This is a genomic window from Heterorhizobium halophytocola (assembly GCF_017873095.1).
GTDB lineage: Bacteria > Pseudomonadota > Alphaproteobacteria > Rhizobiales > Rhizobiaceae > Allorhizobium > Allorhizobium halophytocola.
On sequence record NZ_JAGGJU010000001.1, the window covers coordinates 34,917 to 56,347 of the forward strand.

General features: G+C 65.5%; 22 protein-coding genes and 1 tRNA gene. 11 read left to right on the forward strand and 12 right to left on the reverse strand.

Annotated features, from left to right (window positions below; translation table 11 throughout):
- Nucleotides 1–66 precede the first annotated feature (66 nt).
- The gene (locus J2Z17_RS00175; protein ID WP_209941123.1) at nucleotides 67–567 is read right to left on the reverse strand and encodes a DUF4405 domain-containing protein; all 501 of its coding nucleotides are present in this window, start codon (nucleotides 565–567) and stop codon (nucleotides 67–69) included.
- Complete coding sequence (locus J2Z17_RS00180; RefSeq protein WP_209941125.1) at nucleotides 560–2,068, reverse strand: FAD-dependent oxidoreductase; 1,509 nt, start codon at nucleotides 2,066–2,068, stop codon at nucleotides 560–562. Before J2Z17_RS00180 ends, J2Z17_RS00175 begins: the two co-directional genes overlap by 8 nt.
- A 44-nt stretch (nucleotides 2,069–2,112) precedes the next feature.
- Between J2Z17_RS00180 and J2Z17_RS00185 the strand changes: the two genes are divergently transcribed.
- A complete protein-coding gene (locus J2Z17_RS00185; protein ID WP_209941126.1) occupies nucleotides 2,113–2,619 on the forward strand; it encodes a MarR family winged helix-turn-helix transcriptional regulator in 507 nt (168 codons plus the stop codon).
- A gap of 102 nt (nucleotides 2,620–2,721) precedes the next feature.
- Here the strand turns inward: J2Z17_RS00185 and J2Z17_RS00190 are convergent, their stop codons facing one another.
- Nucleotides 2,722–3,621 (reverse strand): DMT family transporter, encoded by a 900-nt coding sequence (locus J2Z17_RS00190; protein WP_209941127.1) that lies wholly within the window; start codon nucleotides 3,619–3,621, stop codon nucleotides 2,722–2,724.
- A 424-nt stretch (nucleotides 3,622–4,045) separates the two neighbouring features.
- On the opposite strand from J2Z17_RS00190, the gene J2Z17_RS00195 reads away from it, so the two are divergent.
- Genes J2Z17_RS00195 through J2Z17_RS00205 form a run of 3 tightly spaced genes read left to right on the forward strand, consistent with a single transcriptional unit; the run spans nucleotide 4,046 to nucleotide 7,223 of the window.
- Nucleotides 4,046–5,440: a circularly permuted type 2 ATP-grasp protein gene (locus J2Z17_RS00195; RefSeq protein WP_209942148.1), complete on the forward strand. Its 1,395-nt coding sequence runs from the start codon at nucleotides 4,046–4,048 to the stop codon at nucleotides 5,438–5,440.
- Nucleotides 5,441–5,445: 5 nt separating this feature from the next.
- On the forward strand, nucleotides 5,446–6,384 hold the full coding sequence (locus J2Z17_RS00200; RefSeq protein ID WP_209942150.1) for an alpha-E domain-containing protein: 939 nt from the start codon (nucleotides 5,446–5,448) through the stop codon (nucleotides 6,382–6,384).
- 14 nt (nucleotides 6,385–6,398) lie between these two features.
- The gene (locus tag J2Z17_RS00205; RefSeq protein ID WP_209941128.1) at nucleotides 6,399–7,223 is read left to right on the forward strand and encodes a transglutaminase family protein; all 825 of its coding nucleotides are present in this window, start codon (nucleotides 6,399–6,401) and stop codon (nucleotides 7,221–7,223) included.
- Nucleotides 7,224–7,354: 131 nt separating this feature from the next.
- Here the strand turns inward: J2Z17_RS00205 and J2Z17_RS00210 are convergent, their stop codons facing one another.
- Nucleotides 7,355–8,290, reverse strand: coding sequence for a LysR family transcriptional regulator (locus J2Z17_RS00210; RefSeq protein ID WP_209941129.1), 936 nt, complete (start codon nucleotides 8,288–8,290; stop codon nucleotides 7,355–7,357).
- A gap of 98 nt (nucleotides 8,291–8,388) precedes the next feature.
- Between J2Z17_RS00210 and J2Z17_RS00215 the strand changes: the two genes are divergently transcribed.
- On the forward strand, nucleotides 8,389–9,405 hold the full coding sequence (locus tag J2Z17_RS00215) for an NADP-dependent oxidoreductase (RefSeq protein ID WP_209941130.1): 1,017 nt from the start codon (nucleotides 8,389–8,391) through the stop codon (nucleotides 9,403–9,405).
- Nucleotides 9,395–9,856 carry a hypothetical protein gene (locus J2Z17_RS00220; protein ID WP_245223780.1) on the forward strand — a complete coding sequence of 154 codons (462 nt, stop codon included), beginning with the start codon at nucleotides 9,395–9,397 and terminating at the stop codon, nucleotides 9,854–9,856. Before J2Z17_RS00215 ends, J2Z17_RS00220 begins: the two co-directional genes overlap by 11 nt.
- Before the next feature lie 103 nt (nucleotides 9,857–9,959).
- Here J2Z17_RS00220 and J2Z17_RS00225 read toward each other — a convergent pair whose 3' ends face one another.
- Nucleotides 9,960–10,823: a LysR family transcriptional regulator gene (locus J2Z17_RS00225; RefSeq protein WP_209941131.1), complete on the reverse strand. Its 864-nt coding sequence runs from the start codon at nucleotides 10,821–10,823 to the stop codon at nucleotides 9,960–9,962.
- 77 nt (nucleotides 10,824–10,900) lie between these two features.
- On the opposite strand from J2Z17_RS00225, the gene J2Z17_RS00230 reads away from it, so the two are divergent.
- Nucleotides 10,901–11,863 carry a quinone oxidoreductase family protein gene (locus tag J2Z17_RS00230; protein ID WP_209941133.1) on the forward strand — a complete coding sequence of 321 codons (963 nt, stop codon included), beginning with the start codon at nucleotides 10,901–10,903 and terminating at the stop codon, nucleotides 11,861–11,863.
- Between the two features lie 110 nt (nucleotides 11,864–11,973).
- Complete coding sequence (locus tag J2Z17_RS00235; protein WP_209941135.1) at nucleotides 11,974–12,510, forward strand: hypothetical protein; 537 nt, start codon at nucleotides 11,974–11,976, stop codon at nucleotides 12,508–12,510.
- Between the two features lie 100 nt (nucleotides 12,511–12,610).
- Here the strand turns inward: J2Z17_RS00235 and J2Z17_RS00240 are convergent, their stop codons facing one another.
- Nucleotides 12,611–13,033, reverse strand: coding sequence for a MarR family winged helix-turn-helix transcriptional regulator (locus J2Z17_RS00240; protein WP_209941137.1), 423 nt, complete (start codon nucleotides 13,031–13,033; stop codon nucleotides 12,611–12,613).
- Between the two features lie 355 nt (nucleotides 13,034–13,388).
- Here J2Z17_RS00240 and J2Z17_RS00245 point away from each other — a divergent pair.
- Nucleotides 13,389–13,465 (forward strand) — tRNA-Arg (locus J2Z17_RS00245).
- Between the two features lie 48 nt (nucleotides 13,466–13,513).
- Here J2Z17_RS00245 and J2Z17_RS00250 read toward each other — a convergent pair.
- Complete coding sequence (locus J2Z17_RS00250) at nucleotides 13,514–14,413, reverse strand: LysR substrate-binding domain-containing protein (protein WP_209941139.1); 900 nt, start codon at nucleotides 14,411–14,413, stop codon at nucleotides 13,514–13,516.
- A gap of 215 nt (nucleotides 14,414–14,628) precedes the next feature.
- On the opposite strand from J2Z17_RS00250, the gene J2Z17_RS00255 reads away from it, so the two are divergent.
- Together J2Z17_RS00255 and J2Z17_RS00260 are read left to right on the forward strand one after the other, a co-directional pair.
- Nucleotides 14,629–15,504, forward strand: a complete 876-nt coding sequence (locus J2Z17_RS00255; RefSeq protein ID WP_209941141.1) for an isocitrate lyase/PEP mutase family protein — start codon at nucleotides 14,629–14,631, stop codon at nucleotides 15,502–15,504.
- Nucleotides 15,504–16,493, forward strand: a complete 990-nt coding sequence (locus tag J2Z17_RS00260) for a quinone oxidoreductase family protein (RefSeq protein WP_209941143.1) — start codon at nucleotides 15,504–15,506, stop codon at nucleotides 16,491–16,493. Before J2Z17_RS00255 ends, J2Z17_RS00260 begins: the two co-directional genes overlap by 1 nt.
- Nucleotides 16,494–16,531: 38 nt before the next feature.
- Here the strand turns inward: J2Z17_RS00260 and J2Z17_RS00265 are convergent, their stop codons facing one another.
- From J2Z17_RS00265 to J2Z17_RS00285, 5 genes are read right to left on the reverse strand one after another with little or no spacing between them, the layout of a single operon-like run.
- Nucleotides 16,532–17,896, reverse strand: coding sequence for a dipeptidase (locus tag J2Z17_RS00265; RefSeq protein WP_209941145.1), 1,365 nt, complete (start codon nucleotides 17,894–17,896; stop codon nucleotides 16,532–16,534).
- Nucleotides 17,893–18,660 carry an SDR family NAD(P)-dependent oxidoreductase gene (locus J2Z17_RS00270; protein ID WP_209941147.1) on the reverse strand — a complete coding sequence of 256 codons (768 nt, stop codon included), beginning with the start codon at nucleotides 18,658–18,660 and terminating at the stop codon, nucleotides 17,893–17,895. Before J2Z17_RS00270 ends, J2Z17_RS00265 begins: the two co-directional genes overlap by 4 nt.
- Nucleotides 18,657–19,673: a ketopantoate reductase family protein gene (locus J2Z17_RS00275; protein WP_245223781.1), complete on the reverse strand. Its 1,017-nt coding sequence runs from the start codon at nucleotides 19,671–19,673 to the stop codon at nucleotides 18,657–18,659. Before J2Z17_RS00275 ends, J2Z17_RS00270 begins: the two co-directional genes overlap by 4 nt.
- On the reverse strand, nucleotides 19,673–20,374 hold the full coding sequence (locus tag J2Z17_RS00280; protein ID WP_209941149.1) for a creatininase family protein: 702 nt from the start codon (nucleotides 20,372–20,374) through the stop codon (nucleotides 19,673–19,675). Before J2Z17_RS00280 ends, J2Z17_RS00275 begins: the two co-directional genes overlap by 1 nt.
- 23 nt (nucleotides 20,375–20,397) lie before the next feature.
- Complete coding sequence (locus tag J2Z17_RS00285; protein ID WP_209941150.1) at nucleotides 20,398–21,426, reverse strand: GntR family transcriptional regulator; 1,029 nt, start codon at nucleotides 21,424–21,426, stop codon at nucleotides 20,398–20,400.
- Between the last annotated feature and the right edge of the window lie 5 nt (nucleotides 21,427–21,431).

Here is a 21,431-nt window from a genome sequence, read left to right on the forward strand (position 1 = left end):
CGACATGACAGCGGCCGCCTTTCGCAAGAGGGGCGGCCGTTTTGCGCGTGTACCGTCCGGCTACTCTCAGAAGCGCAGGAAGATCAGGGCCAACAGGCGATTTTCGTCGACGCCGGAGCTTGCGGCGAGCTGGCGGATGGATTGTCCTGCGGTTGCAAACACACCCTGCCCCTCCAGCCTCAACAGAAGATCGTCGGGCGCCACGCGGATGGTGTTGGCCAGGGCAGAAAGAGGGGCGTCGACGAGCGCCTCCTCGATCGGCCGCTCCAGCTGTGGACCGGTAATCAGTCCCCAGGAAAACAGCGAGGCTGCGACGACCAGAGAAAACGCCGTGACACTAGCCTTGCCCACAGGAGATGCCAGATGGTTGCGGAAGGGCCGGATATTGGCGACGACATGGCCGACGGCACCGATCAGGAAGGCCCACGAGAACCATTGGTGGACCACCGTGACCAGACCGACATCCCATTCGAAGAACATCAACACGCCGGTGATGGCCAGCAACAGGAAGGCGCCGATGGTGAGCGGCGTCGACCAGCCGCGAAGCGAAACGACTTTTTTATTCATGATCTGCGCTCCCCAGCCCGACACTCAGGAGAAAGGCTTCGAGTGCGTCGAGATCGGCTGCGGCAGCGATCGCGCCGACATAGCCGTCAGGGCGCACCAGCACCCAGTCTCCCGCCACCATGCCATATGCGGTACGAAAATGGCCCGCCGCATCCGTCAGTTCCGCATCCGGCCCGACATGGTGCATGCGAAGGCCCGCCCGTGGCGCCACCGCAGCCTGGCCGACCTCGTAGCCGATCAGTGTCCAGTGTGTCCCGTTCAGCAATTCGAACAACCTGCGCGTCTGGCCGGCAGCGCCGCATAACGGGGCGTCCGGCGCACGGTCGCCTGCCATAACACCGCGGTCACGGTGCGAGACCCTCGGCGCCAAGGAAGACCAGGGATAGCCGATATCGAGCTGTTTCACCTCGCGCCCGCGCTTGATGTTGCCGTCCCTGGCGGCGTCGAGCAGCCGCACGGCCAGACCGAGCATGGTAGCGGCAACCGGACGGCGCTCTTCCTCGTAACTGTCGAGCAGGGCGCGGGGCGCACCACCTGCTACCGCCGCCAGCTTCCAGCCGAGATTATAGGCATCCTGAACGCTGGTGTTGAGGCCCTGCCCACCGGTCGGCGGATGCGTGTGGGCGGCGTCGCCAACGAGAAAGACACGACCATCGCGGTAGCGGTCGGCGAGCCGCGCATTCATGTTAAAGGCCGATGTCCATAAGGCCGTATCGATGCGGATATCGGACCTTTCGGTGCGCTCGGCGACCAGTGCGTTCAGCCCGTTGACGGAGAGATCCACATCGCCCTCCAACGGCACCGGCGCCTGGAGCTGGAACATCTGCGTTCCGGCCAGCGGGCAGATCGAGATCTGCCTTGCCATGTCGCCTTCGCCGAAGCGGTGCCAGACATCCCGCCTCAGCCCGGTGAGCGTCACGTCGGCGACCATGGCGCGGACACCGAGCGTCTTGCCGGGAAAACCGATATCGAGGGCGTGACGGACGAAGCTGCGCCCGCCGTCGGCGCCAACGAGCCAATGTACCCGCACGCTCTCGCCCGTGCCGTTTCGGCCGCTGAGCTGCGCGGTAACACCGTCGTCGTCCTGTTCGAAACCGGTCAGTTCGCAGCCGAAGTCCGGCCGGTGCCCGAGCTCGAGAAGGCGCTCGCGCAGCACCGCTTCGGTCAGGAATTGCGGCACCATCAGCGGACGCTGGTAGGGTTCGGCCGGCGTCGCCGCCTGCATTTCCATTTCCGTATCGGCATGGGTGCCGTCTCCGGCATAGACGCGCTGCGGCGGATAGAGACCGCCGACGGCAAACATCCGGTCGAGGACGCCGAGATCCTCGAAGATCTCCTGCGTGCGCGGCTGGATGCCCTTTCCGCGCGAACCGCGGAAAGGATCGTCGAGTTTCTCGATCAGGCGGAAGGAAACACTGCGGCGGGCGAGCTCGACGGCCAATGTCAGGCCAGCCGCTCCCGCACCGCAAATCAGCACTTCTGCCGAAGATTGCTCTGTCATTTTCATCTCCATGTGTGTATTTTGCACATAACAGGAGACTCGCAATGCCGTCAACAAAAAATGTGCAAAATACACATATAGACATTCAGCTGCGCGCGCTGCACGGGGCGCTGCTCGACATTGTCAGCGTGATGAACCGGCCGCAGCGCGATGAGGCCATGGTGCGCGAGGCTGGGATATCGCTGGACCGGGCGCTGTTTCCGTTGCTGGTCGGCATCGAGCGGCTGGGACCGATCGGCGTCGTCGAAATGGCCGACCGCGTCGGTCGCGATTACACCACCGTCAGCCGGCAGGTGGCGAAGCTGGAGAGCCTAGGCCTCGTCGAGCGCCGGGGCAGTGCAGCCGACAAGCGGGTGCGGGAGGCGACCATCACCCCGAAGGGCAAGGCGATGACTGACATGGTCGATGCGGCCCGTACGCGGATGGGTGGAGCGATCTTTTCCCGCTGGGATGACAAGGACGTGGCGGATCTGGTGCGCCTAATGCGCAAATTCGCCGACGATATCAGTGCCGACGCGACGCTTGCACCCGACAGCAAAAAGGAAACCTGAAAGATACGAGCCAGCCGGTTCAGATGACCCGGAATCCAGCCGGCCACGAGAGGGGCCGGTCGTGCCGTCCATTGGGGACCCGTCCCCCTTTCGGCAGCGCAGTCACGCCGGCGCGGTTTCCTTCGGCTCCGCCCGACCTTTGCGGTTGACCAGCCATACGCCCAAGGCCGTCACCACCATGCCGGCGATCATCGCGGGCGTCAGCGGTTCGCCGAAGGCGATCAGGGCTTCGAGGGCGGCAAGCGGCGGCACCAGATAGATCAGCGATGCCGCGCGGGAGACCTGGCCGCGGCGGATGAGATAAAGGAGGACGGCGACGGCGCCCATGGAAATGCCGACCACCGACCAGGCAAGCACGGCAAAGAAGCCGAGCCCGAAGCTGACATGCATGGGCTCCAGCAGCCAGGCGGCCGGCAGGGTGACGGCAAAGGCGCCGACATATTGCAGGGCGGCGACGGCGCGCAGGTCGCCGGTCTTCAGGTATTTCTTCTGGTAGACGGTGGCAACCGAAACGAAGACCATGCCGATCACGTTGACGGCGGCCGGGAAGGCGGGGATCGAACCGGCACCGCCTGCCAGCACATTGGGCAGCACCGCAATCGCGATGCCGCAGAAACCGAGGCCGAGGCCGGCGCGCTGGCCCGCGGTCAGGCGCTCGTCGATCATCAGATGGGCGGCGACCGCGGTCATCAGCGGCTGCAGGCCGGCGATGATGCCGGAGATTGCCGCCGGCACCCCCTGCCCGATCGCCCACCAGACGCAGCCGAGATAGAAGCCGTGCAGCAGCATGCCGGACACCAGCGCGTGCACCCTGTCTATCCCGCCTTTCGGAAAGGCGACGCCCGCCGCAAGCGCCACGGCGGCAAACAGGATGGCAGCCGTGCCGTAACGCAGCGCCAGGAAGGTCAGCGGATCGGCATACTGGTCGGCGAACTTGGCCGCGATCCAGCCGGTCGACCACAGGAAAACGAACAGCGCGGGCGCGAGGCGGTCGATCGACATGGCAATATCCCGGAAAGGCAAGGCAGGGGCAAAGACGCTGCCGATGGTACAGGGTGAGACCGGCCCGCCCCCGAAAGCCCGCCGACTTAGCCTGCCGCGCATCGCCCGGTCAAAGGACTTCGCTTGAAGCCTGGATGCAGTTTTGCTGAACGATCCGCCGACGGGCCGACAAAATATTTTTTTGCTCGCAACTGCCGAAGGATTGAGCAACCGGTTCGGCATGGCGAAGTCCGGCCACAGGCTCTGCGGAACATCGCCAAGAGGCGGGCATGAACTTGCTGCGAAAATAGTCCCGACGCTTGAATTTTAAGCAGATCGCATGAACCAGATGGGCGACGGAACATTCCCTCTGTTCTTGCATTGGGATTGGTGTTGTACTCAAATGAAAAGAAAAAGGGGGACAGCGCCATTGGCATTCGATGAAATGATCAGCGCGGACGGCACACCGCGAGAGCCCTACCAGAATTATAACGATTGGTATTCGAGTCAGGATCCCCTCCACCTGCTCGCCAAATCCCGCCAGGCGGAAAGCATCTTTCGCAAGACCGGCATCACCTTTGCCGTCTACGGTCATGCCGACAGCTCGGAGAAGCTGATTCCGTTCGACATCATCCCGCGGATCATTTCCGGCAACGAATGGCGCAAGCTCGCCCAGGGCATCGAACAGCGGGTGCTGGCCCTCAACGCCTTTCTCGACGACATCTATCACAAGCAGGAGATCATCAAGGCCGGCCGCATTCCGCGCGCGCTGATCGAGCGCAATGACGCCTTCCTGCCGGAGATGATCGGCTTTCGCCCGCCCGGCGGCGTCTATACCCATATCGTCGGCACCGATATCGTGCGCACCGGCGAAGGCCAGTTCTACGTGCTCGAAGACAATGCCCGCACACCGTCCGGAGTCAGCTACATGCTGGAAAACCGGGAGACGATGATGCAGATGTTCCCGGAACTGTTCCAGGCCAACAAGGTGCGCCGGGTCGAGGACTATCCGGACCTTCTCAGAAAATCGCTGGCAACCCTCGCGCCGCAGGGCTGCGAAGGCAAGCCGCGGGTGGCTGTACTGACGCCTGGGATCTACAATTCCGCCTATTACGAGCATTCCTTCCTGGCCGACATGATGGGTGTCGAACTGGTCGAGGGCTCGGATCTGCGCGTCGTCGACGGCCGGGTGAAGATGCGCACGACGCATGGTTACGAGACGATCGACGTGCTCTATCGCCGCGTCGATGACGACTATCTCGACCCCCTGACCTTCCGTCCGGATTCGGCGCTCGGCATTCCCGGCATCATGGATGTCTACCGCGCCGGCAATATCACCATTGCCAATGCGCCGGGCACCGGCATCTGCGACGACAAGGCGATCTATTCCTACATGCCGGAGATCGTCGAGTTCTACACCGGGCAGAAGGCCATCCTGCAGAATGTGCCGACCTGGCGCTGCTCCGAGCCCGACAGCCTGCGCTATGTGCTGGAGCATCTGGAAGACCTGGTGGTCAAGGAAGTGCATGGTTCCGGCGGCTACGGCATGCTGGTCGGCCCGACGGCGACGAAGAAGGAACGCGCAGCCTTCGCCGCCAAGCTGAAGAGCCGGCCGACCAATTACATCGCCCAGCCGACCCTGTCGCTGTCGACGGTGCCGATCCTGGTGAAGAAGGGGATAGCACCGCGCCATGTCGATCTCAGGCCTTACGTGCTGGTGTCCGACAAGGTCCGGATCATTCCGGGCGGACTGACGCGCGTGGCCCTCAAGCAGGGCTCGCTGGTGGTCAATTCCAGCCAGGGGGGCGGCACCAAGGATACCTGGGTGCTGGAGGACTGACCATGATGCTAGGACGCACAGCCAACGGCCTCTACTGGATGTTCCGCTATATCGAGCGCGCCGAGAATATCGCCCGTCTGGTCGACGCCGGCGTGAGGATGTCGCTGACCCGCGCGACGCGGGAGGATGTCGACTGGGACGGCGTGCTGCAAAGCGCCGGCGTCCGCGACGAATTTTCCGAAGGGCGGATCGGATCGGCCGAAGCCATCGACTATCTGCTGCGCGACATCGAGAACCATTCGAGCGTGATGTCGTGCATCGACCATGCCCGCAACAATGCCCGCATGGTCCGCACGGCGCTGACACGCGAGACCTGGGAAGCGACGAACGAGTGCTGGATCGAGCTCAAGCAACTGCTTGCCCGCCGGCTGAAGCCGGACGACCTGCCCGAGGTGATCGACACGATCAAGCGGCGGGCCGGCCTGATGCGCGGGGCCTTTCACGGCTCGATGCTGCGGAACGCGATCTACAATTTCGCCCGGATCGGCACCTTCATCGAGCGGGCCGACAATACGAGCCGCATCCTCGACGTGAAATATTACGTGCTCCTGCCGGCCATCAGCCAGGTCGGCTCGTCGCTCGACAATGTCCAGTGGGAATCGATCCTGCGCTCGGTCTCGGCCCATCGCTCGTATCGCTGGGTCTATGATGGCGAGGTCAAGCCCGCCAACATCGCCGATTTTCTCATCCTGAACGGCCAGATGCCGCGCTCGCTCGCCTATAGCTACGAGAAGATCTGTTCCAATCTCGATTATCTCGCAGTCGATCACGGCGAGCGGCTCGCCGCCCACGACACCGCCGACGAGATCCGCAAATCCCTTCAATCAACCGATATCGGCGCCATCATGGACCAGGGCCTGCACGAATTCCTCGAGGATTTCGTCTCACGCACCAATCGCCTGAGCCAGGAAATTTCCGATGGCTACCGGTTCTACAGCAAGTAGGTGAAGGACGGATCATGCGCCTGAAGATCACGCACACCTCGAAATACAGCTACGAGACGCCGGTCGACTACAGCCTGCAGCGGCTGCGACTGACGCCGGCCGCCGGACCGCAGCAAACCGTGCTCGACTGGAAGGTCGAGGTCGACGGCGCCACCGTCGAGGCCGGCTATGACGACCATTTCGGCAACCATGTGCAGCTCGTCTCCTATGAGGGCGAGAGTCACGGGGTGCAGTTCATCGCGACCGGGGAAGTCGAGACCAGGGACGGTTCCGGCGTCTATGGCCCGCATAGCGGCATGGTGCCGCTGTGGCTTTTCCTGCGCGACAAGCCGAGCACCAAGGCGGGCAGACTGGTGCGCGAACTGGTGCGCTCGCTGCCGGCGGAAAACGAGCTGTCGCGCTGTCACGCGCTGATGGAAGCCGTGCATGCGACCGTTGCCTATGTGCCGGGCGCCACCAGCACCGAGACGACGGCGGAAGAGGCGCTGGAGGCCCGCAAAGGCGTGTGCCAGGACCATGCCCATATCCTGATTTCGGCGGCACGGGTGATGGGCCTTCCGGCCCGCTATGTCTCCGGCTATCTGATGATGGACGAGCAGACACAGCAGGCGGCAAGCCATGCCTGGGCGGAAATCCATCTTCCGGGCCTCGGCTGGGTCGGCTTCGATGCCGCCAACGACGTCTGCCCGGACGAGCGCTATGTGCGGCTGGCGAGCGGCCTTTGCTACAGCGACGCCGCCCCGATCTCCGGCATGCGGATCGCGACCGGCGACAGCGAGGAAGTCATGACCGTCAGCGTCGTGGTGGAAAACCAGAGCCAGTCGCAAAGCCAGAGCTGAGGCGCGCGCCGGCCGCAGTGTCACGGGCCGGCGCGGGACCGGCGGCGTGGCAAGAGCCGGGCAAGACAGCCGAAAATGACATATGGGACGGCCCCGTGCGGCTGCGCGTCATGAAACTGTCCGGCGCCTGATCAGGCCGTCTCCGCGTTACCGCTCATCCGCGCGCGAAACGCCGCCTGAAGCACATCGAGAAAGGCGCGCACCGCCGGGTTGGCCCGGCGGCTCTCAGGCCACAGCGCCGTGATATTATGCCGTTTGACGGCGAATTCCGACAGGACCGGCACCAGTTCGCCGCGTGCCGCGTAAGGCGCGGCGATGAAGCCGGCGGCGATGCCGATGCCGCCGCCGGCGACCAGGGTGGCGACCAAAGCCTCGCTGGCATCGACGAGAATTCCGGATGGCGGCACGATCTCGATTACCCTTTGGCCGATGCGGAACGGCCAGCGCATCGACTGCCCGGTGCTCTGATAGCGCAGGGTGACCGTGTCATGGCTCTCGAGCGCATCCGGATGGGCGGGCGTGCCGCGCGCGGCGAGATAGGCGGGCGCGGCATAGCAGCAGAGCCTGTGCGGCGCGAGCTTGCGCGACAGCAGCCGTGTGTCCGCGAGCTCGCCGATGCGCACCGCGACATCGATCCCCTCCTCGATGATATCGACATACCGGTCGGATAGCCGCAGATCGACCGTCACCTGCGGATAATGCCGGCGAAAGGCCGGTAGCGCCGGCGCGATCACATGCAGGCCGACGGGCAGCGATGCGGCAACCCGGAGCGTGCCGGAGGGTTGAAGCCGCGCCGCCATCGCCGCCTGCTCGATCGCCTCGGCATCGCGCAGCAGCCGCAATGCCCGCTCGTGCAGGTCAAGGCCCTCGGGGGTCAGGGTCAGGGCGCGGGTGGTGCGGGTAAAAAGCGGCACGCCGAGATGCTTTTCCAGCCGCTGTACGCTCTTGCTGACGGCCGAAGGCGAGATCGACAGGGACCGTGCGGCAGCCGTGTAGCTGCCGAGCGAGCCCGCGCGGGCAAACGCGATCAGTCCGGTCAGTCGCTCGAGGGCCATCTGTTCCTTCATGGCATGAGTAAAGCGAAACGGCCCCTCATTATCAACCCTCAACGGCACAACTAGATGATGGCCGAACCAGAGTGATTGCATTTTCCAGGAGAATTTCGATGAGCGAGATGATGAAAGCTGTCCGCCTGCATGCCTTCGGCGGCCCCGAGGTGCTGCGCTATGAAGACGCACTGAAGCCGGTGCCGGCCGCCGGCGAGGTGCTGGTCCGCGTCCATGCGGTCGGCCTCAATCCCCCCGACTGGTATCTGCGCGACGGCTACAGCATGCTGCCGCCCGAGTGGCAGCCGAAAGTGGCCTTTCCGATCATTCCCGGCACGGATATCTCGGGCGTGGTCGAGACGCTCGGCCCCGATGTCGCCGGGTTTGCCGCCGGCGACGCCGTCTATGCCATGGTGCGCTTTCCCGAAGGCATGGCCGGGGAGAGCCGCGCCTATGCGCAATATGTCACGGTGCCGGCGGAGCAGCTGTCGCTGAAGCCGGCCGGGATCGACCACCGGCAGGCGGCGGCGGCACCGATGTCGCTGCTGACGGCCTGGCAGTTCCTCGTCGACCTCGGCCACGACGCGCCGAACCCGCTGCAGCCCGACCAGCACCGGCCGGTGCCGCTTGAAGGCCGCAGCGTGCTCGTCAACGGGGCGGCCGGCGGCGTCGGGCATTTCGCCCTGCAGGTGGCCAAGCGGAAAGGCGCCCATGTGACCGCCGTCGCCTCCGGCCGGCATGCCGCGCTGCTGCGCGATCTCGGCGCCGATGCGGTGATCGACTATACCCGCACGCCGCCGGAAGACGTGGCCGGCGACCTCGACCTTGTTGTCGATGCCCTGGGCGGACCGAGCAGCGCGCGCTTCCTGCGCACGCTGAAGCGCGGCGGCGCGCTGTTTCCGGTCTTCCCGCTCGGCTTTGCCGGCGCCGAGGAGGCCGAGGCACGCGGCGTCACGGTGTCCGCCACGCAGGTGCGCTCCAGCGGCGCCCAGCTCGCCGAGGTCGGACGGCTCATGGCTGACGGATCGATCCGCGTCGTGCTCGACAGCAACTACCCGCTGTCCGACGCCCGCCTGGCGCATGCGCGCGCCGCCAAGGGCCATATCCAGGGAAAGATCGTGCTCGATGTCGCCTGATGCCAAAAGCGTGACCGGCGCCGAGCCGCACGAGCGGCAGGGCCGGATCCGGCACGGCACGCAGGACTGGTTTGCCATGGTCGGCGCGCTGCTTTGCGAGGCTGCGCAGCGGGCCGATCTGCCGCCTCCCCTCACCCTGTCGCTGGTCGAACGCTATACCGATGGCGCGACATGGCCGGATGGTCTGATCCAGGGGCTTAGCCTTGCCATTGCCGGCGGCGAACCGTCGTTCCGGGTCGGCGTCACGGCCGAGGAACGGGGGGATGTGACGATCGAGATCACCGCTGGCGCCGCCTATCGGCTGAACGGGCTCGAAAGCGCAGATCCTGCCTATGCCGAAGCCGTCGAGGCGAGCCTCGGCAACGGCGACATGCAGGTGACGGGCGACATCGGGCCATTCGCGCCCTGGCTTGCCGCCGTGCACGACGCCATCGTCGCACGCACGTTCTAGCGCGTTTGCGGGGGAAAAGCGTCGTCGCGGCTTTCCGGCCGGGAAGGCGTAAAAACAAAAAAGCTGGAGCAGGTCCGGTGCACTCGTGTTTACCGGACCTGCTTCAGCCCGGACCGGCCAGCGCCTCGACGAGGAAATCGGCAACGGCGCGAATGCGCGGCGCCCGCGTGAGGTCCGGGTGGATGACGAGCCAGAGCTCGCGCACCGGGGTATCGAGGCACGAATCGAGCCTTTGCAGGCCGGGCCGGCTCGAACCGGCGAAATCCGGCAGAAGCGCAACGCCGATGCCGGTCTCGGCGGCCGCGGCCTGGCTGGTCACGTCATTGGTGGTCATCACCACCCTGCGCCCGGCCAGATTGTCCGCAAGCCAGCGCTGCTGCGGCATGGCCGCCATTTCGCCGTCGCCGGCAATCAGCGGCCACTCGGCTTCGGGCAGCGCAAATCCGGACGCGGCATAGAAATGAAACGGCACGTCGCGCAGCTTGCGGATGACGAGGCCCGGCAGGTCCGGTCGCGATAGCCGCAGCGCGATATCGGCCTCGCGGCGGTTGAGATCGGCGGCGGCAATCTCGCCGCTCACCGCCGGCACCAGCCCGGGATGCCGGGCGACCAGCTGCGGCATCAGCTGCACCAGGACGGCGGTGGCAAAGGCCGGCGGCGCCGTGATCGTCACCGGTCCCGCAAGGCTCCGCGCGGCGCCGCGCGCCACCCGCTGGACGGCGAACATCGCCTCTTGCGCCGGCTGGCCGAGCTCTGCAATCCGTCGCCCCTCGATCGTCAACCGCACGGCGCGCGGCATGCGCTCGACCAGCTTCAGCCCGAGCGAGGCCTCGAGGGCTGCCACCCGCCGGCCGATCGTCGTGTGATCGATGGCCAGATCCCGTGCTGCGGCCGACAGGGAACCGGTGCGGGCCAGCGCCAGAAAGCAGCGGTAGTTCTCCCAGTCTATATGTGCATTTTCACCCATATGGCCTGCAAATTTCTGCAATTTCGAAGGATGCCACACTGGCCTAGACTCCGATCATCGTCAATGGAGACAAGCCGATGACCAGACAGGTAACCGTCACAGCGCCCGGCGGCGCGGACATGCTGACAATGCAGGAGGCGACCCTGCCGGATCCGGCGGCCGGCGAGGTGCGCATCCGCCAGACGATGATCGGCGTCAACTATGTCGACGTCTACCACCGCACCGGGCTCTACCCGTTGCCGGAGGCGCAAATCCCGGGGGTCGAGGCGGTCGGCGTGATCGAGGCGGTGGGCCCCGATGTCACCGGCTTTGCCGCCGGCGACCGGGTCATCTATGCCGGTGCCCCGGCGGGGGCCTATGCCGCGGCGCGCAACATGCCGGCGACGAGGGTGCTGGCGCTGCCGGACGGCATCGACGACGCGACCGGTGCCGGTTCGTTCCTGCGCGGCCTCACCGCCTATATGCTGCTCGAACGCGTCTGCCGGCTTGCGCCGGGCCAGTCCGTGCTGATCCAAGCAGCGGCCGGCGGGCTCGGTCTGGTGCTCGGCCAATGGGCCAGGCGCCGGGGACTTGCGACGATCGGCACGGTGAGCACGGCGCAGAAGGCGGAGGTGGCGCGCGCCCATGGTTTCGACCACACGATCCTCTACCGCGAGCAGGACGTCGCAGAGGCCACCCGCGACCTGACCGGCGGGACGGGCGTGGATGCGGTGATCGACGGCATCGGCGGCGAGACATTTTCCCGCAGCCTGACCTGCGTCAAGCCGTTCGGCACCGTCGTCAGTGTCGGCACGGCGGGTGGCGCCCTTCCCCCGCTCAGCCTCGACATGCTGGCCAACAAGGCTCTGACGCGGCCGTCGATCCTGGCTGCCGCCAACGATACCGGCTTTTACCGCGAGGCTGCGGCAGCCTGGTTCGCCATGCTGGCCGATGGATTGACGCTGACAGAGGGCCACAGCTATCCGCTCGGCGATGCCGCCAAGGCGCATCGCGATCTCGAAGCCGGCCGCACGGTGGGGCCGGTGCGACTGATCACCTAGTCTCCACCCTTTGCCATACACCTTGAAAAAGCGCATCCCGGACCAGATGTCCGGGGGCAAGCCCGGCTCCACCTTTGTCTGCTTAAGCTTCGATAGCAAAGGGAGGTGTCATGCTGTTCGGCCAGTCGCTGTTTCAATCCGTGCTGACGCGGCTTGCCGAGGAAGGTGCCGAGATCGTCGAGGAGGACGAGGCGGCCGGTGCCTTTCGGGTGCATGGCCTGTCGACCGGCTTTGTCGGTGCCGGCGAGGCGCAGACGGCCGAGGCGCCGCAGGGCGAACCGGCGGCCGATCCCTATGCGCAGGCGCAGGAGAGTTTCGATGCTGCCGACGCGGCAACGCCCTGGCCCCCTTTGTCGGACGAGATCGCCAGGCTGGACGAGCCTGCGAGCGAGGCGCCGGCAACCGAGCCTGCAAAGCCCGCCCGTCCGCCGCATCTGGACCGGCTGACGGTCGGCGAGATTGCCGAGGATCTGGGCCTGCGCCCCGACGACAGCCCGCAGATGATCGCAGCCCGCCGGCGCGCCTTTGCCCGCCTCAACCACCCCGACCGGGTGCTGGAAATCGCCCGCGATAACGCGACACGGCGCATGACGGTGGCAAACATGCTGGCAGACGCTGCGCTGAAGGCGCGCACGGAGCGCCGCTGAACCGGTTCCGCCTCCCTGGCCGACCTATCGGGTAAAGCGCTGGAAGCGGTGCCGGACGCATCGCGGAACGCTCCCCCTTTACTGCCGGCGCGGCGGAACGCTATTCCTCGTCGCGGCTTTCGTAGAGTTTCAGCAACAGGTCGCTCAGCAGATTGCGGGCCTCACGGCCGCCCAGGCGTTCGCTGATGCGGTCGTCGTGCTCCTGCACGATCGGGCGGATTTCCTTCAGATAGGCAAGCCCGTCCTCGGTGATGAACAGCGACTGGACGCGGCGGTCGGTATCGGACTTGCGCCGCTCGGCCAGGCCCTTCTGCTCGAGCCCGTCGACGATCGCGACGAAATTGGCGCGCTGGATGCCGAGTGCTTCGGCGACTTCGCTCTGCTTGAGACCCGGATTTTTATTCAGCACCGTCAGGACCGCGAAATCGGCGGGCCGCAGGCCCTTTGCCGAAAAGGCTTCGTTGAAGTCCTGATAGACGGCAAGTTGCGCGCGCCGCAGGCGAAAGCCCAGAGCCTCCGACATGGTCGAAACGTCTATGTCGGAATCCCGTCGTTCCAGTGTCTGATCGTGTCCCATCTGATCCCATAGTTTATTATGTTGCCCCCAGCCGGACGCGCGCCAGCCATTGGCCTGCAGCAGCGTCTCGACGGTGCGACCGTACAGGACTGGCGCGCCAGTACAAGCGCAATTCCCCGAGGCCCTGCATGGCCATGCAACCTTTATAGGCAGTAACGACTTTCGACGCGACCGTTTTCGCAAAATTCCATGATTTTCCACTGCCAGACATGCGGAAAGCGGGGCGGCCTGTTTTTGCGATTGATGCCGGAGGAAGTCTGCGCTATGAACCGGGCCGGCCGAGAGAATCTCCCGGCCCTACGCACCCGTAGCTCAGCTGGATAGAGTGTTGGATTCCGATTCCAAAGGTCACAGGTTCGAATCCTGTCGGGTGCGCCAAAATTTTCAGATCACTCTTTCGAGCGCCTCCTAGAGCACGTCCGGGCCTCAAGCCGGCCGGTCCTGGCGGATCGCGGCGGCGGTTGCGACGAAGTTGTCGACGGCGGTCTGGCCGGGGCCCGAGCGCCAGAGCACGGCGAGCTCGGCCTTCACCTTGAGATCTTCGAGGCCGAGGAAGCGGACCTCGCGGTTGCGCACCTCGCGCATGCAGCCCGGCACGATGGCGACGCCGATGCCCGACGCCACGAGATTGATCGTCGCCGACAGTTGCGGCGTCTGCTGGATGATCTCGGGCACAAAGCCTGCGCTGCGACATTCGGCCAGCACGCTGTCCGACAGCCCGGCCCCGTGGCGCCGCGGGTAGACGATGAATTTTTCCTGTCGCAGGTCGGCAAGGCGAAGCTGCGCCCTGTCCGCCAGCGGGTGCGCCACATGCACCGCAACGACCATGGCCTCGTCGGCCAGCGTCAGATAGCCATGGGGAAACTCGGCCCGGACCGGGGGCCGGACGAAGGCAACATCGATGACATCGTCCGACATCGCTCTCAGCAGCGCCTCCGTATGGGCCTGCTCCAGCACGAGCTGAACCTGCGGCCAGGCGGAACGGAACTGCGCCAGCACCTGCGTCACCAGCGGGCTGAAGGAGGCGGTTTCGGTGAAGCCGACCCGCACGCGGCCCTCGACACCGCTGGCCACCGCGCGCACCTTCTCCGTGGCGCGATCGACCCGGTCGAGGATGGCGACCGCTTCCTCGAGGAAAAGCTTGCCCGGCTCGGTCAGCACGACGCCGCGCCCGACTCGGTCGAACAGCGCCACGCCGAGTTCGGCCTCCAGCGCCTTGATCTGAATCGACAGGGCCGGCTGGGCAATGCGCAATATCGTCGCCGCCCTGTTGAAATGCAGCTGCTCGGCGGCGATCCGGAAATACCGGAGATGACGCAGTTCCATCGATAATCCAGAGTTATCAGTCTCCCCCAGACGATATCGTGCAGGCGTGAAATTCGCAATTGGATACGCCCGGCCTCGCACCGGCAGGGACAGCGCATAATTGATATGCTCTGCTTATCGAATATCGGAATCGAATATATTGGACGATCGCCGATGCCGGCCGGTATGCCTTGGGCCTCACGAGAAAGGCATCCTGCCGCAGGATGACAAAACCCATGACAAAACAGCATATCGAAGCTCTGCGAGACATCATCGAAAGGCGTGCCGGCACCATCTTGCCCGGCGCCGCCAATGCGCTGACCGCGCGCGTTGTCGAGGATCTCGGCTTCGAGGCGCTCTACCTGACCGGCGCCGGGCTCACCAACATGTATCTCGGCGTGCCCGATCTCGGCTTCATGGATCTCAGCCAGCTGGTCGACCACACGATGATGATTCGCGGCGTCACCGACCTGCCCGTGATCGTCGATGCCGACACGGGCTTCGGCAATGCGGTCAATGTGCATCGTTCGGTGAAGATGCTGGAGATGGCCGGCGCCAGCGCCATCCAGCTGGAAGACCAGGCCTCGCCGAAGCGCTGCGGCCATTTCGACGGCAAGCAGCTGATCGGGGCACAGGAGATGGCGGCCAAGATCCGGGCGGCGACCGATGCGCGGCGCGAGGGCATGCTGATCATGGCCCGCACGGATGCGCGCGCCGGCGAGGGTTTTCAGGCAGCACTCGACCGCGCGGCGCTCTACGAGGAGGCCGGCGCCGACATCATCTTCTTCGAGGCGCCACAGTCGATGGAGGAGATCGCCGCCATCCCGAAGACGATCAAGGCGCCGCTGCTGCTCAACATCGTGGTCGGCGGCAAGACCCCGACCGTCAGCACCGCCCAGGCAAAGGACCTCGGCTTCAGCCTGCTGCTCTATGCCAATGCCGCCCTGCAGGGCGCGCTGCAGGGGACGCAGGCCGCGCTCGCCAGTCTGCGTGACAACGGCTCCATCGACGAGGCTTCGGGCCTGCTCGCCAGTTTCAAGGAACGGCAGCGGATGGTGGCAAAGCCGCAATTCGATGCGATGGATGAGACATACGCCTCGGAGCAGAGCTGATGCGGGCGATCCAGATCGATCGCTATGGCGGACCGGAGGTTCTTGTCCGCCGGGAGCTCCCCGTCCCCGTCCCGAAGCCGGACGAAGTGCTCGTCAGGCTTGCCTATTCCGGCATCAATTTCATGGACGTCCACACCCGGCAGGGCAAATATGCGCGCTCGACGACCTATCCGCAGACGCTGCCGACGACGCTCGGCATCGAAGGTGTCGGCACGGTCGAGGCGGTGGGCGCAGAGGTCGCGGACTTCCGGCCCGGCGACCGGGTCGGCTATTGCCTCTGCTGGGGCAGCTATGCCGACTTCGCCACTGTCCCGGCCTGGCGCCTCATCCCCCTGCCCCCGGACCTGCCCTTCGACCGGGCCGTCGCCGCGATGTTTCACGGCCTGACCGCCCATTACCTGGCAAACGATGTCGGCAAACTCGGTCCCGGCGTGACCTGCCTCGTCCACGCCGCCTCCGGCGGCATCGGCCAGATCCTGGTGCAGATGGGCGTGCGGCTGGGCGCCACCGTCTATGCCACGACGAGCACGCCGGAAAAGGCCGCGATTGCCAGAGGCCGGGGTGCTGCCGAGGTCGTCACCTATGACAATGGCGGGTTTGCCGACCGGATGCGGGACGTGACCGGCGGGCGCGGTGTCGACGTCGTGTTCGATGCGATCGGCAAACCGACCCTGCGCGACAGTTTCCGTGCCACCGCCAAGAAGGGGCTGGTCGTCGCCTATGGCAGCGTCGGCGGCAATGTGTCGGATCTCGACCCGATCGAGCTTGGCGAGGCCGGGTCATTGTTCCTGACCCGTCCGCGCCTGGCAGACCATCTGGATGACGTCGAAACCATCCGTCGCCGCGCCGCAGACATTTTCTGCGGCCTGCTCGACGGATCGCTGTCGATCGACATCGGCGGCCGGTTCAGCCTGGACGACGTCGAGGCGGCGCATAGCGATCTCGAGCATCGGCGCAATGTCGGCAAGCCGATCCTGAAGATCGGCTGACGGACGCGCTCGTCTGATCTCGCCGGGCGTTCAGCCGTTCACGCACCCAGCCGTTTCAACAGCCGTGCCCAGGCCTTCATGCCGGTGCGGAAGCTCGACAGGCGGAAGAACTCGTTGGGTGCGTGATAGTCCTCGTCGGAGGTGGCGAACGAGAAGAAGATCGCAGGCCTGCCAAGCACGCGGGAAAAGGCGCTGCCGATCGGCACCGTTGCGCCCATGGCGACCCGCAGCGGCTTTTCCCCGAGCAGCTCGCCCAGAATATCCTCGGCGATCCCAAGCGCCGGCAGGTCGGGATCGATGGCGAAAGCCTCCGAGCCCGGGCCATCGCTGTCGAAGGCGATGGAGAAGCCTGTCGGCAGGCGGGCGGTCAGGTGACGCTCGATCGCATCGATGACGGCACGCGGCTTTTGCCCCGCGACCAACCGGCAGGTGATCTTGACGCTGGCGCTCGCCGGAATGACCGTCTTGGTACCCCGGCCCTGATAACCGCCTGAGATGCCGTTGAATTCGAGCGTCGGCTCCAGCCATTGCCGGACAAGCAGGCTGTCGCCGTCCACGATCGGGGCGTCCGCGATGCCGATATCGCGGTAATAGGCCGCCGCATCGAAGCGGGCGGCGCCGATTGCCGCCAAGATCTTCGGATCGGGCGGCAGCGTGCCGTCATGGAAGCCGTCGACGGTGACGCGGCCGTCCGGGCCGTGCAGCGAGGCGATGAGGGCGGCAAGGGCAGCAATCGGGTTCGGCGCAGAACCGCCATGGCGACCGGAATGGAGGTCCTTCGAGGCCCCGGTGACGGTCACTTCGAGCGCGACATTGCCACGGCTTGCAACCGTCATCGACGGTCTGTCGGCCCGCCACATCGCACCGTCGGCCGACACCACGAGATCGCAGTCGAACTTTGCGCGGTAGGCCTCGAGCGTCGCCTCGAAATGCGGGCTGCCGCTTTCCTCCTCGCCCTCGACAAGCAGCTTCAGATTGACCGGCAGCCGGCCCTCGGTCTTCAGATAGGCCTCGGCGACCAGCACCGGGATCAGCAGCGGGCCCTTGTCGTCGGAGGCGCCGCGGGCATAGAGCCGGTCGTCGCGCAATGTCGGCTCGAAAGGTGGCGTCAGCCATTTCTCCAGCGGATCCGGCGGCTGCACGTCGTAATGGCCATAGACGAGAATGGTCGGCAGGGCCGGATCGGAGAGGATCTCGCCATAGACGGCCGGATGACCACCGGTCTCCAGCCGCTCGACATTGTCAAAACCCGCCCGCGTCAGCCGCTCGGCCAGAAAAAGCGAGGCCTTGTCTATACCGTCGATAAAGGCCGGGTCGGTGGAGACGCTGGGGATCGCCGCATAGGCCTTCAGGTCGTCGAGCGCGGCATCGAAATGCGCTTCGAGATAGGTTTCGACGCTCATTTGCCACCATCCACGCTGATCACCTGGCCCGATATCCAGCCGGCGTGATCGGAGGCAAAGAACATCACCATGGCGGCGATGTCGCTTGGCGCGCCGAGACGTTTGAGCGCGATATTGTCGAGCAACCGCTGCTGGCCCTCCGGCCCCATCGCTTCCCATTGCCGCTCGGTCGTCGGATTGGAGCGGACGAAGCCCGGCGCGACATTGTTGACGGTGATGTTCCAAGCGCCGAGTTCATGGGCGAGTTGGCGCGTCAAGCCGATCTGGCCGGCCTTGGCGCTAGCATAGGCCTGGATGCCGGTCAGCGACACACCGAGCCCGGCACCGCTCGAGATGTTGACGATCCGGCCGGAACGCCGGCGCTTCATGCCAGGTGCCACGGCTTGCGCCATGTAGAAGGCGCCGGTCAGATTGACATCGAAGATCGCCCGCCAGTCGTCCTCGGAAACCTCCTCGATCGGCCGTCCGACCTGGCCGCGCACGCCACCGGCATTGTTTATGAGGATGTCGACGGCGCCCTCAGGCGCGCCTTTCTCGATACGGGCGATCGTCTGGTGAACCGCCTCGCGATTGGCAATGTCGAGATGATATCCGGTCGCCTTGTCATGTCCGCAGAGCTTCACCGTCTCGTCCAGTCCGGCGGCATTGATATCGAGCACATGGACATGCGCGCCACGGCTGGCAAAGGCCATGGCGATCGACCGGCCGAAACCGTGCGCGGCACCCGTGACGACGACGGTCTTTCCGTCAAAGCCGATATTCATCGGGCGCTTCCTCCCAGTTCGGCGATGTTTTCCAGTGCGAGAGGCCGCTTGCCCTCCTCGATCTCGTGGATCATCGCAATCAGGCGGGCAGCGAGCGGCGTCTCGAGCTTCACCTCGCGGCCGATCTCGACCACCGGGCCGACCTGCGCATCGACTTCGGTCTTGCGCTTGCGCACCGCGAGATCGCGCCAGATGCCGGAATGGGATTTCGCCGACTTCCGGTTATGCGCCACCATGTCGTCGAAGGACTTGTCGGTCTGTTCGGGCGGCGCCGTCGGCCCGAAGGCCGCGGGATCGAAACCGTCAAAGGCTTCCGGGCGGATATTGCCGAGTGCCGCAACGGTCGCCACTTCCAGCGCGAGCTTGCGCAGCACCGGCCTGGCTGCGGGATTGTCGAGCACGTCAGCAATGCTGTCATCGGTGAGCGCCGTGCCGAAGAGCAGCGCGCCATAGATCAGCTTGCCCCAGAGATAGCCCCAGATATTGTCGGTCAGTATCGCCTTCGGCTCGAATGCCAGCATCAGCGTGTAGATCTCGGCGATCCGGTCGGTGGCGCTGCCGTCGAGTTCGCCGACGACGACGGCACCGTGGCCGCTATAGGTGACCTTGCCGGGCTCCAGATAGTCCGCGCCGAAATTGACGAAGCAGCCAATTACCCGGTGATCGCCGGCGATGCGGGCGATGTCGCGCTCGTTGAGCCCGTTCTGGGCCGAGACGATGTAACCGTCGGAGGCGATGTGGTCGACCATGGCCTTCGCCGCTGCTTCCGTGTGATGCGCCTTGACGCAGAGGAAGCTGCGCTCGAATACGCCTTCCAGATCCTCGGGCAGGAAGGCCGGAGCCTTGACCGTGTCCTCGAAGATCGGCCCCGTGATCGTCAGCCCCTTCGCGTTGATCGCGTCGACATGCGCCTGCACATTGTCGACGAAGACGACCTCATGGCCGGCGCGAACGAAGGCCGCGCCAAGCGTGCCGCCGATGGCGCCGGCGCCCCAGATCAGGATCGGTGACATCAGGCCCAGTCCCCTTCCAGCAGCGCGCGCGTCTCCTCGATCGCGATATCCCAGATCGCCAGCATGTCCTCGTCCGGCCGCTCGTAGTAGCCGCCGAAATTGCCGTCGCCGAGATAGTCCTTGATGGCCTTCGGCGCGAGATAGCGCATCCGGGCAAGGTCGATCATCGGCTTCTGCTGGCTGGGCTGGACGACGCCCTCAAGCCGGGTCCAGGGGAAATTCTCCATCCACGAGGCGTGGCTCGCGACGGGATCGATCGCCTGCACCTTGGCAAAGGTCTTCGGCGCGTTCCACCAGTTGTGGAATTTGACCGCGCAGTCGGGATTGTCGACCATCCACTCGCCGGCAAAGCTGCCGGCCGGCTGGTTGCCGCCATGGCCATTGACGATCAGGATGCGGCGAAAACCCTGGGCGCGCAGGCCGTCGAGGATGTCGCGGATGATCCGGATATAGGTGTCCTGGCGCAGGCTGATCGTGCCCGGATAGGCGGAAAAATAGGGCGTGATGCCGTAGGGCACGACCGGGAAGACCGGGATGCCGAGCGGCTCGGCCGCATCGAGCGCGATCTTTTCCGCCAGGATCGAATCCGTCGACAGCGACAGTCCCGCATGCTGCTCGGTGCAGCCGAGCGGCAGGATGGCGCGGTCGTCGGTCTTCAGAAAGGCCTCGATCTGCTGCCAGTTACGCTCCGATACTTTCATGGTCTCCAAGCCTTTCTCGTCTTTCAGACTTTTTCGTCCGGCGATGCGGTCGTCGCATCCGCCGCTGCGGATTTCGATGGGTCCTGCGCCATGCCGACGCCGGTCGCGCGCACGATCGGCACGATGACCCGCTCGATGTCGGCGACATCGGGGGCATGCCGGTATTCGATCGAGGTGACCGCCGGCGAAAGGCTGCCGAGCACGCTTTCGGCGCCTGAGGCATAGATGACGACGGTCGCCGCCTTCACCACCTCGGCCAGATCCGCCGCATCGACGGTCGTGCCGACGAGGTCGCTGACATGCGGGGCGAAGCGCTGCACGCCGCTCTTCATGATCGGCAGAAATTCCGGAAAGCGCGAGACGATGGCGATCCGCGACAGCGAATCCAGCGAGGCAAGCGCCCGGCGCGTCTCTTCCGACGGGGTGAAGGCGATCGTCACCACCCGGGTATTGGGCACCAGCGCCGTCACCTCCCGCTGCCGGTTGGCGAAGGTGACGGCAAGGTCGGCGGAATTGGTGAGCGCGCGCACCTCCGCATCGCGCTGGAGGGCGGCCACCGTCACCGGCTCCACCGTCACGTCGCGGCCGAGCCTGGCGGCAATCACCCGCGCATAGCTGGCCGTCGCCTGCTGGAACAGGCCGATCATCACGATCCTCAGCCGCGGCCCCACGCTTTCACGGTAGTAGACGCGGGCGCTGATCAGCGAGATCAGTTCGCCGGGACGAATGCCGAGCGCCCGGCTCTCGTCGATCATCGCATCGATCTGGCGATGCAGGCCGCTGGCGTCCGGCCGTCCGGCAAGGCGTGCCGTCCGGCTATCGGCGACGAAGGTGCCCGCCCCCGGCCGCGTCTCGATCAGGCCGGCCGCCTTCAGCTCGGCATAGACCTGGCTCACCGTCATCGGCGCCACCCCGATCGTCTCGGCCAGCTCGCGCACCGACGGCAGCATTTCCCCGGCGACCAGATCGCCGCCGGCGATGCCGTATTCGATGAGCCCGAGCAGCTGGGTTTTCAGCGGCACCGGCAGATCGCGATCGACGAAGAATTCCATGGGGC

Bases quoted from the DNA above. Each gene is read 5' to 3' on its own strand.
- J2Z17_RS00270 (WP_209941147.1), bottom strand. From the start codon at position 18,660: ATGAATATCGGCTTTGACGGAAAGACCGTCGTCGTCACGGGTGCCGCG.
- J2Z17_RS00200 (WP_209942150.1), top strand. From the start codon at position 5,446: ATGCTAGGACGCACAGCCAACGGCCTCTACTGGATGTTCCGCTATATC.
- J2Z17_RS00215 (WP_209941130.1), top strand. From the start codon at position 8,389: ATGAGCGAGATGATGAAAGCTGTCCGCCTGCATGCCTTCGGCGGCCCC.
- J2Z17_RS00275 (WP_245223781.1), bottom strand. From the start codon at position 19,673: ATGTCACCGATCCTGATCTGGGGCGCCGGCGCCATCGGCGGCACGCTT.
- J2Z17_RS00190 (WP_209941127.1), bottom strand. From the start codon at position 3,621: ATGTCGATCGACCGCCTCGCGCCCGCGCTGTTCGTTTTCCTGTGGTCG.
- J2Z17_RS00220 (WP_245223780.1), top strand. From the start codon at position 9,395: ATGTCGCCTGATGCCAAAAGCGTGACCGGCGCCGAGCCGCACGAGCGG.
- J2Z17_RS00285 (WP_209941150.1), bottom strand. From the start codon at position 21,426: ATGGAATTCTTCGTCGATCGCGATCTGCCGGTGCCGCTGAAAACCCAG.
- J2Z17_RS00180 (WP_209941125.1), bottom strand. From the start codon at position 2,068: ATGACAGAGCAATCTTCGGCAGAAGTGCTGATTTGCGGTGCGGGAGCG.
- J2Z17_RS00195 (WP_209942148.1), top strand. From the start codon at position 4,046: ATGATCAGCGCGGACGGCACACCGCGAGAGCCCTACCAGAATTATAAC.
- J2Z17_RS00280 (WP_209941149.1), bottom strand. From the start codon at position 20,374: ATGAAAGTATCGGAGCGTAACTGGCAGCAGATCGAGGCCTTTCTGAAG.
- J2Z17_RS00210 (WP_209941129.1), bottom strand. From the start codon at position 8,290: ATGAAGGAACAGATGGCCCTCGAGCGACTGACCGGACTGATCGCGTTT.
- J2Z17_RS00240 (WP_209941137.1), bottom strand. From the start codon at position 13,033: ATGTCGGAGGCTCTGGGCTTTCGCCTGCGGCGCGCGCAACTTGCCGTC.
- J2Z17_RS00225 (WP_209941131.1), bottom strand. From the start codon at position 10,823: ATGGGTGAAAATGCACATATAGACTGGGAGAACTACCGCTGCTTTCTG.
- J2Z17_RS00255 (WP_209941141.1), top strand. From the start codon at position 14,629: ATGACAAAACAGCATATCGAAGCTCTGCGAGACATCATCGAAAGGCGT.
- J2Z17_RS00260 (WP_209941143.1), top strand. From the start codon at position 15,504: ATGCGGGCGATCCAGATCGATCGCTATGGCGGACCGGAGGTTCTTGTC.
- J2Z17_RS00175 (WP_209941123.1), bottom strand. From the start codon at position 567: ATGAATAAAAAAGTCGTTTCGCTTCGCGGCTGGTCGACGCCGCTCACC.
- J2Z17_RS00185 (WP_209941126.1), top strand. From the start codon at position 2,113: ATGCCGTCAACAAAAAATGTGCAAAATACACATATAGACATTCAGCTG.
- J2Z17_RS00205 (WP_209941128.1), top strand. From the start codon at position 6,399: ATGCGCCTGAAGATCACGCACACCTCGAAATACAGCTACGAGACGCCG.
- J2Z17_RS00230 (WP_209941133.1), top strand. From the start codon at position 10,901: ATGACCAGACAGGTAACCGTCACAGCGCCCGGCGGCGCGGACATGCTG.
- J2Z17_RS00265 (WP_209941145.1), bottom strand. From the start codon at position 17,896: ATGAGCGTCGAAACCTATCTCGAAGCGCATTTCGATGCCGCGCTCGAC.
- J2Z17_RS00250 (WP_209941139.1), bottom strand. From the start codon at position 14,413: ATGGAACTGCGTCATCTCCGGTATTTCCGGATCGCCGCCGAGCAGCTG.
- J2Z17_RS00235 (WP_209941135.1), top strand. From the start codon at position 11,974: ATGCTGTTCGGCCAGTCGCTGTTTCAATCCGTGCTGACGCGGCTTGCC.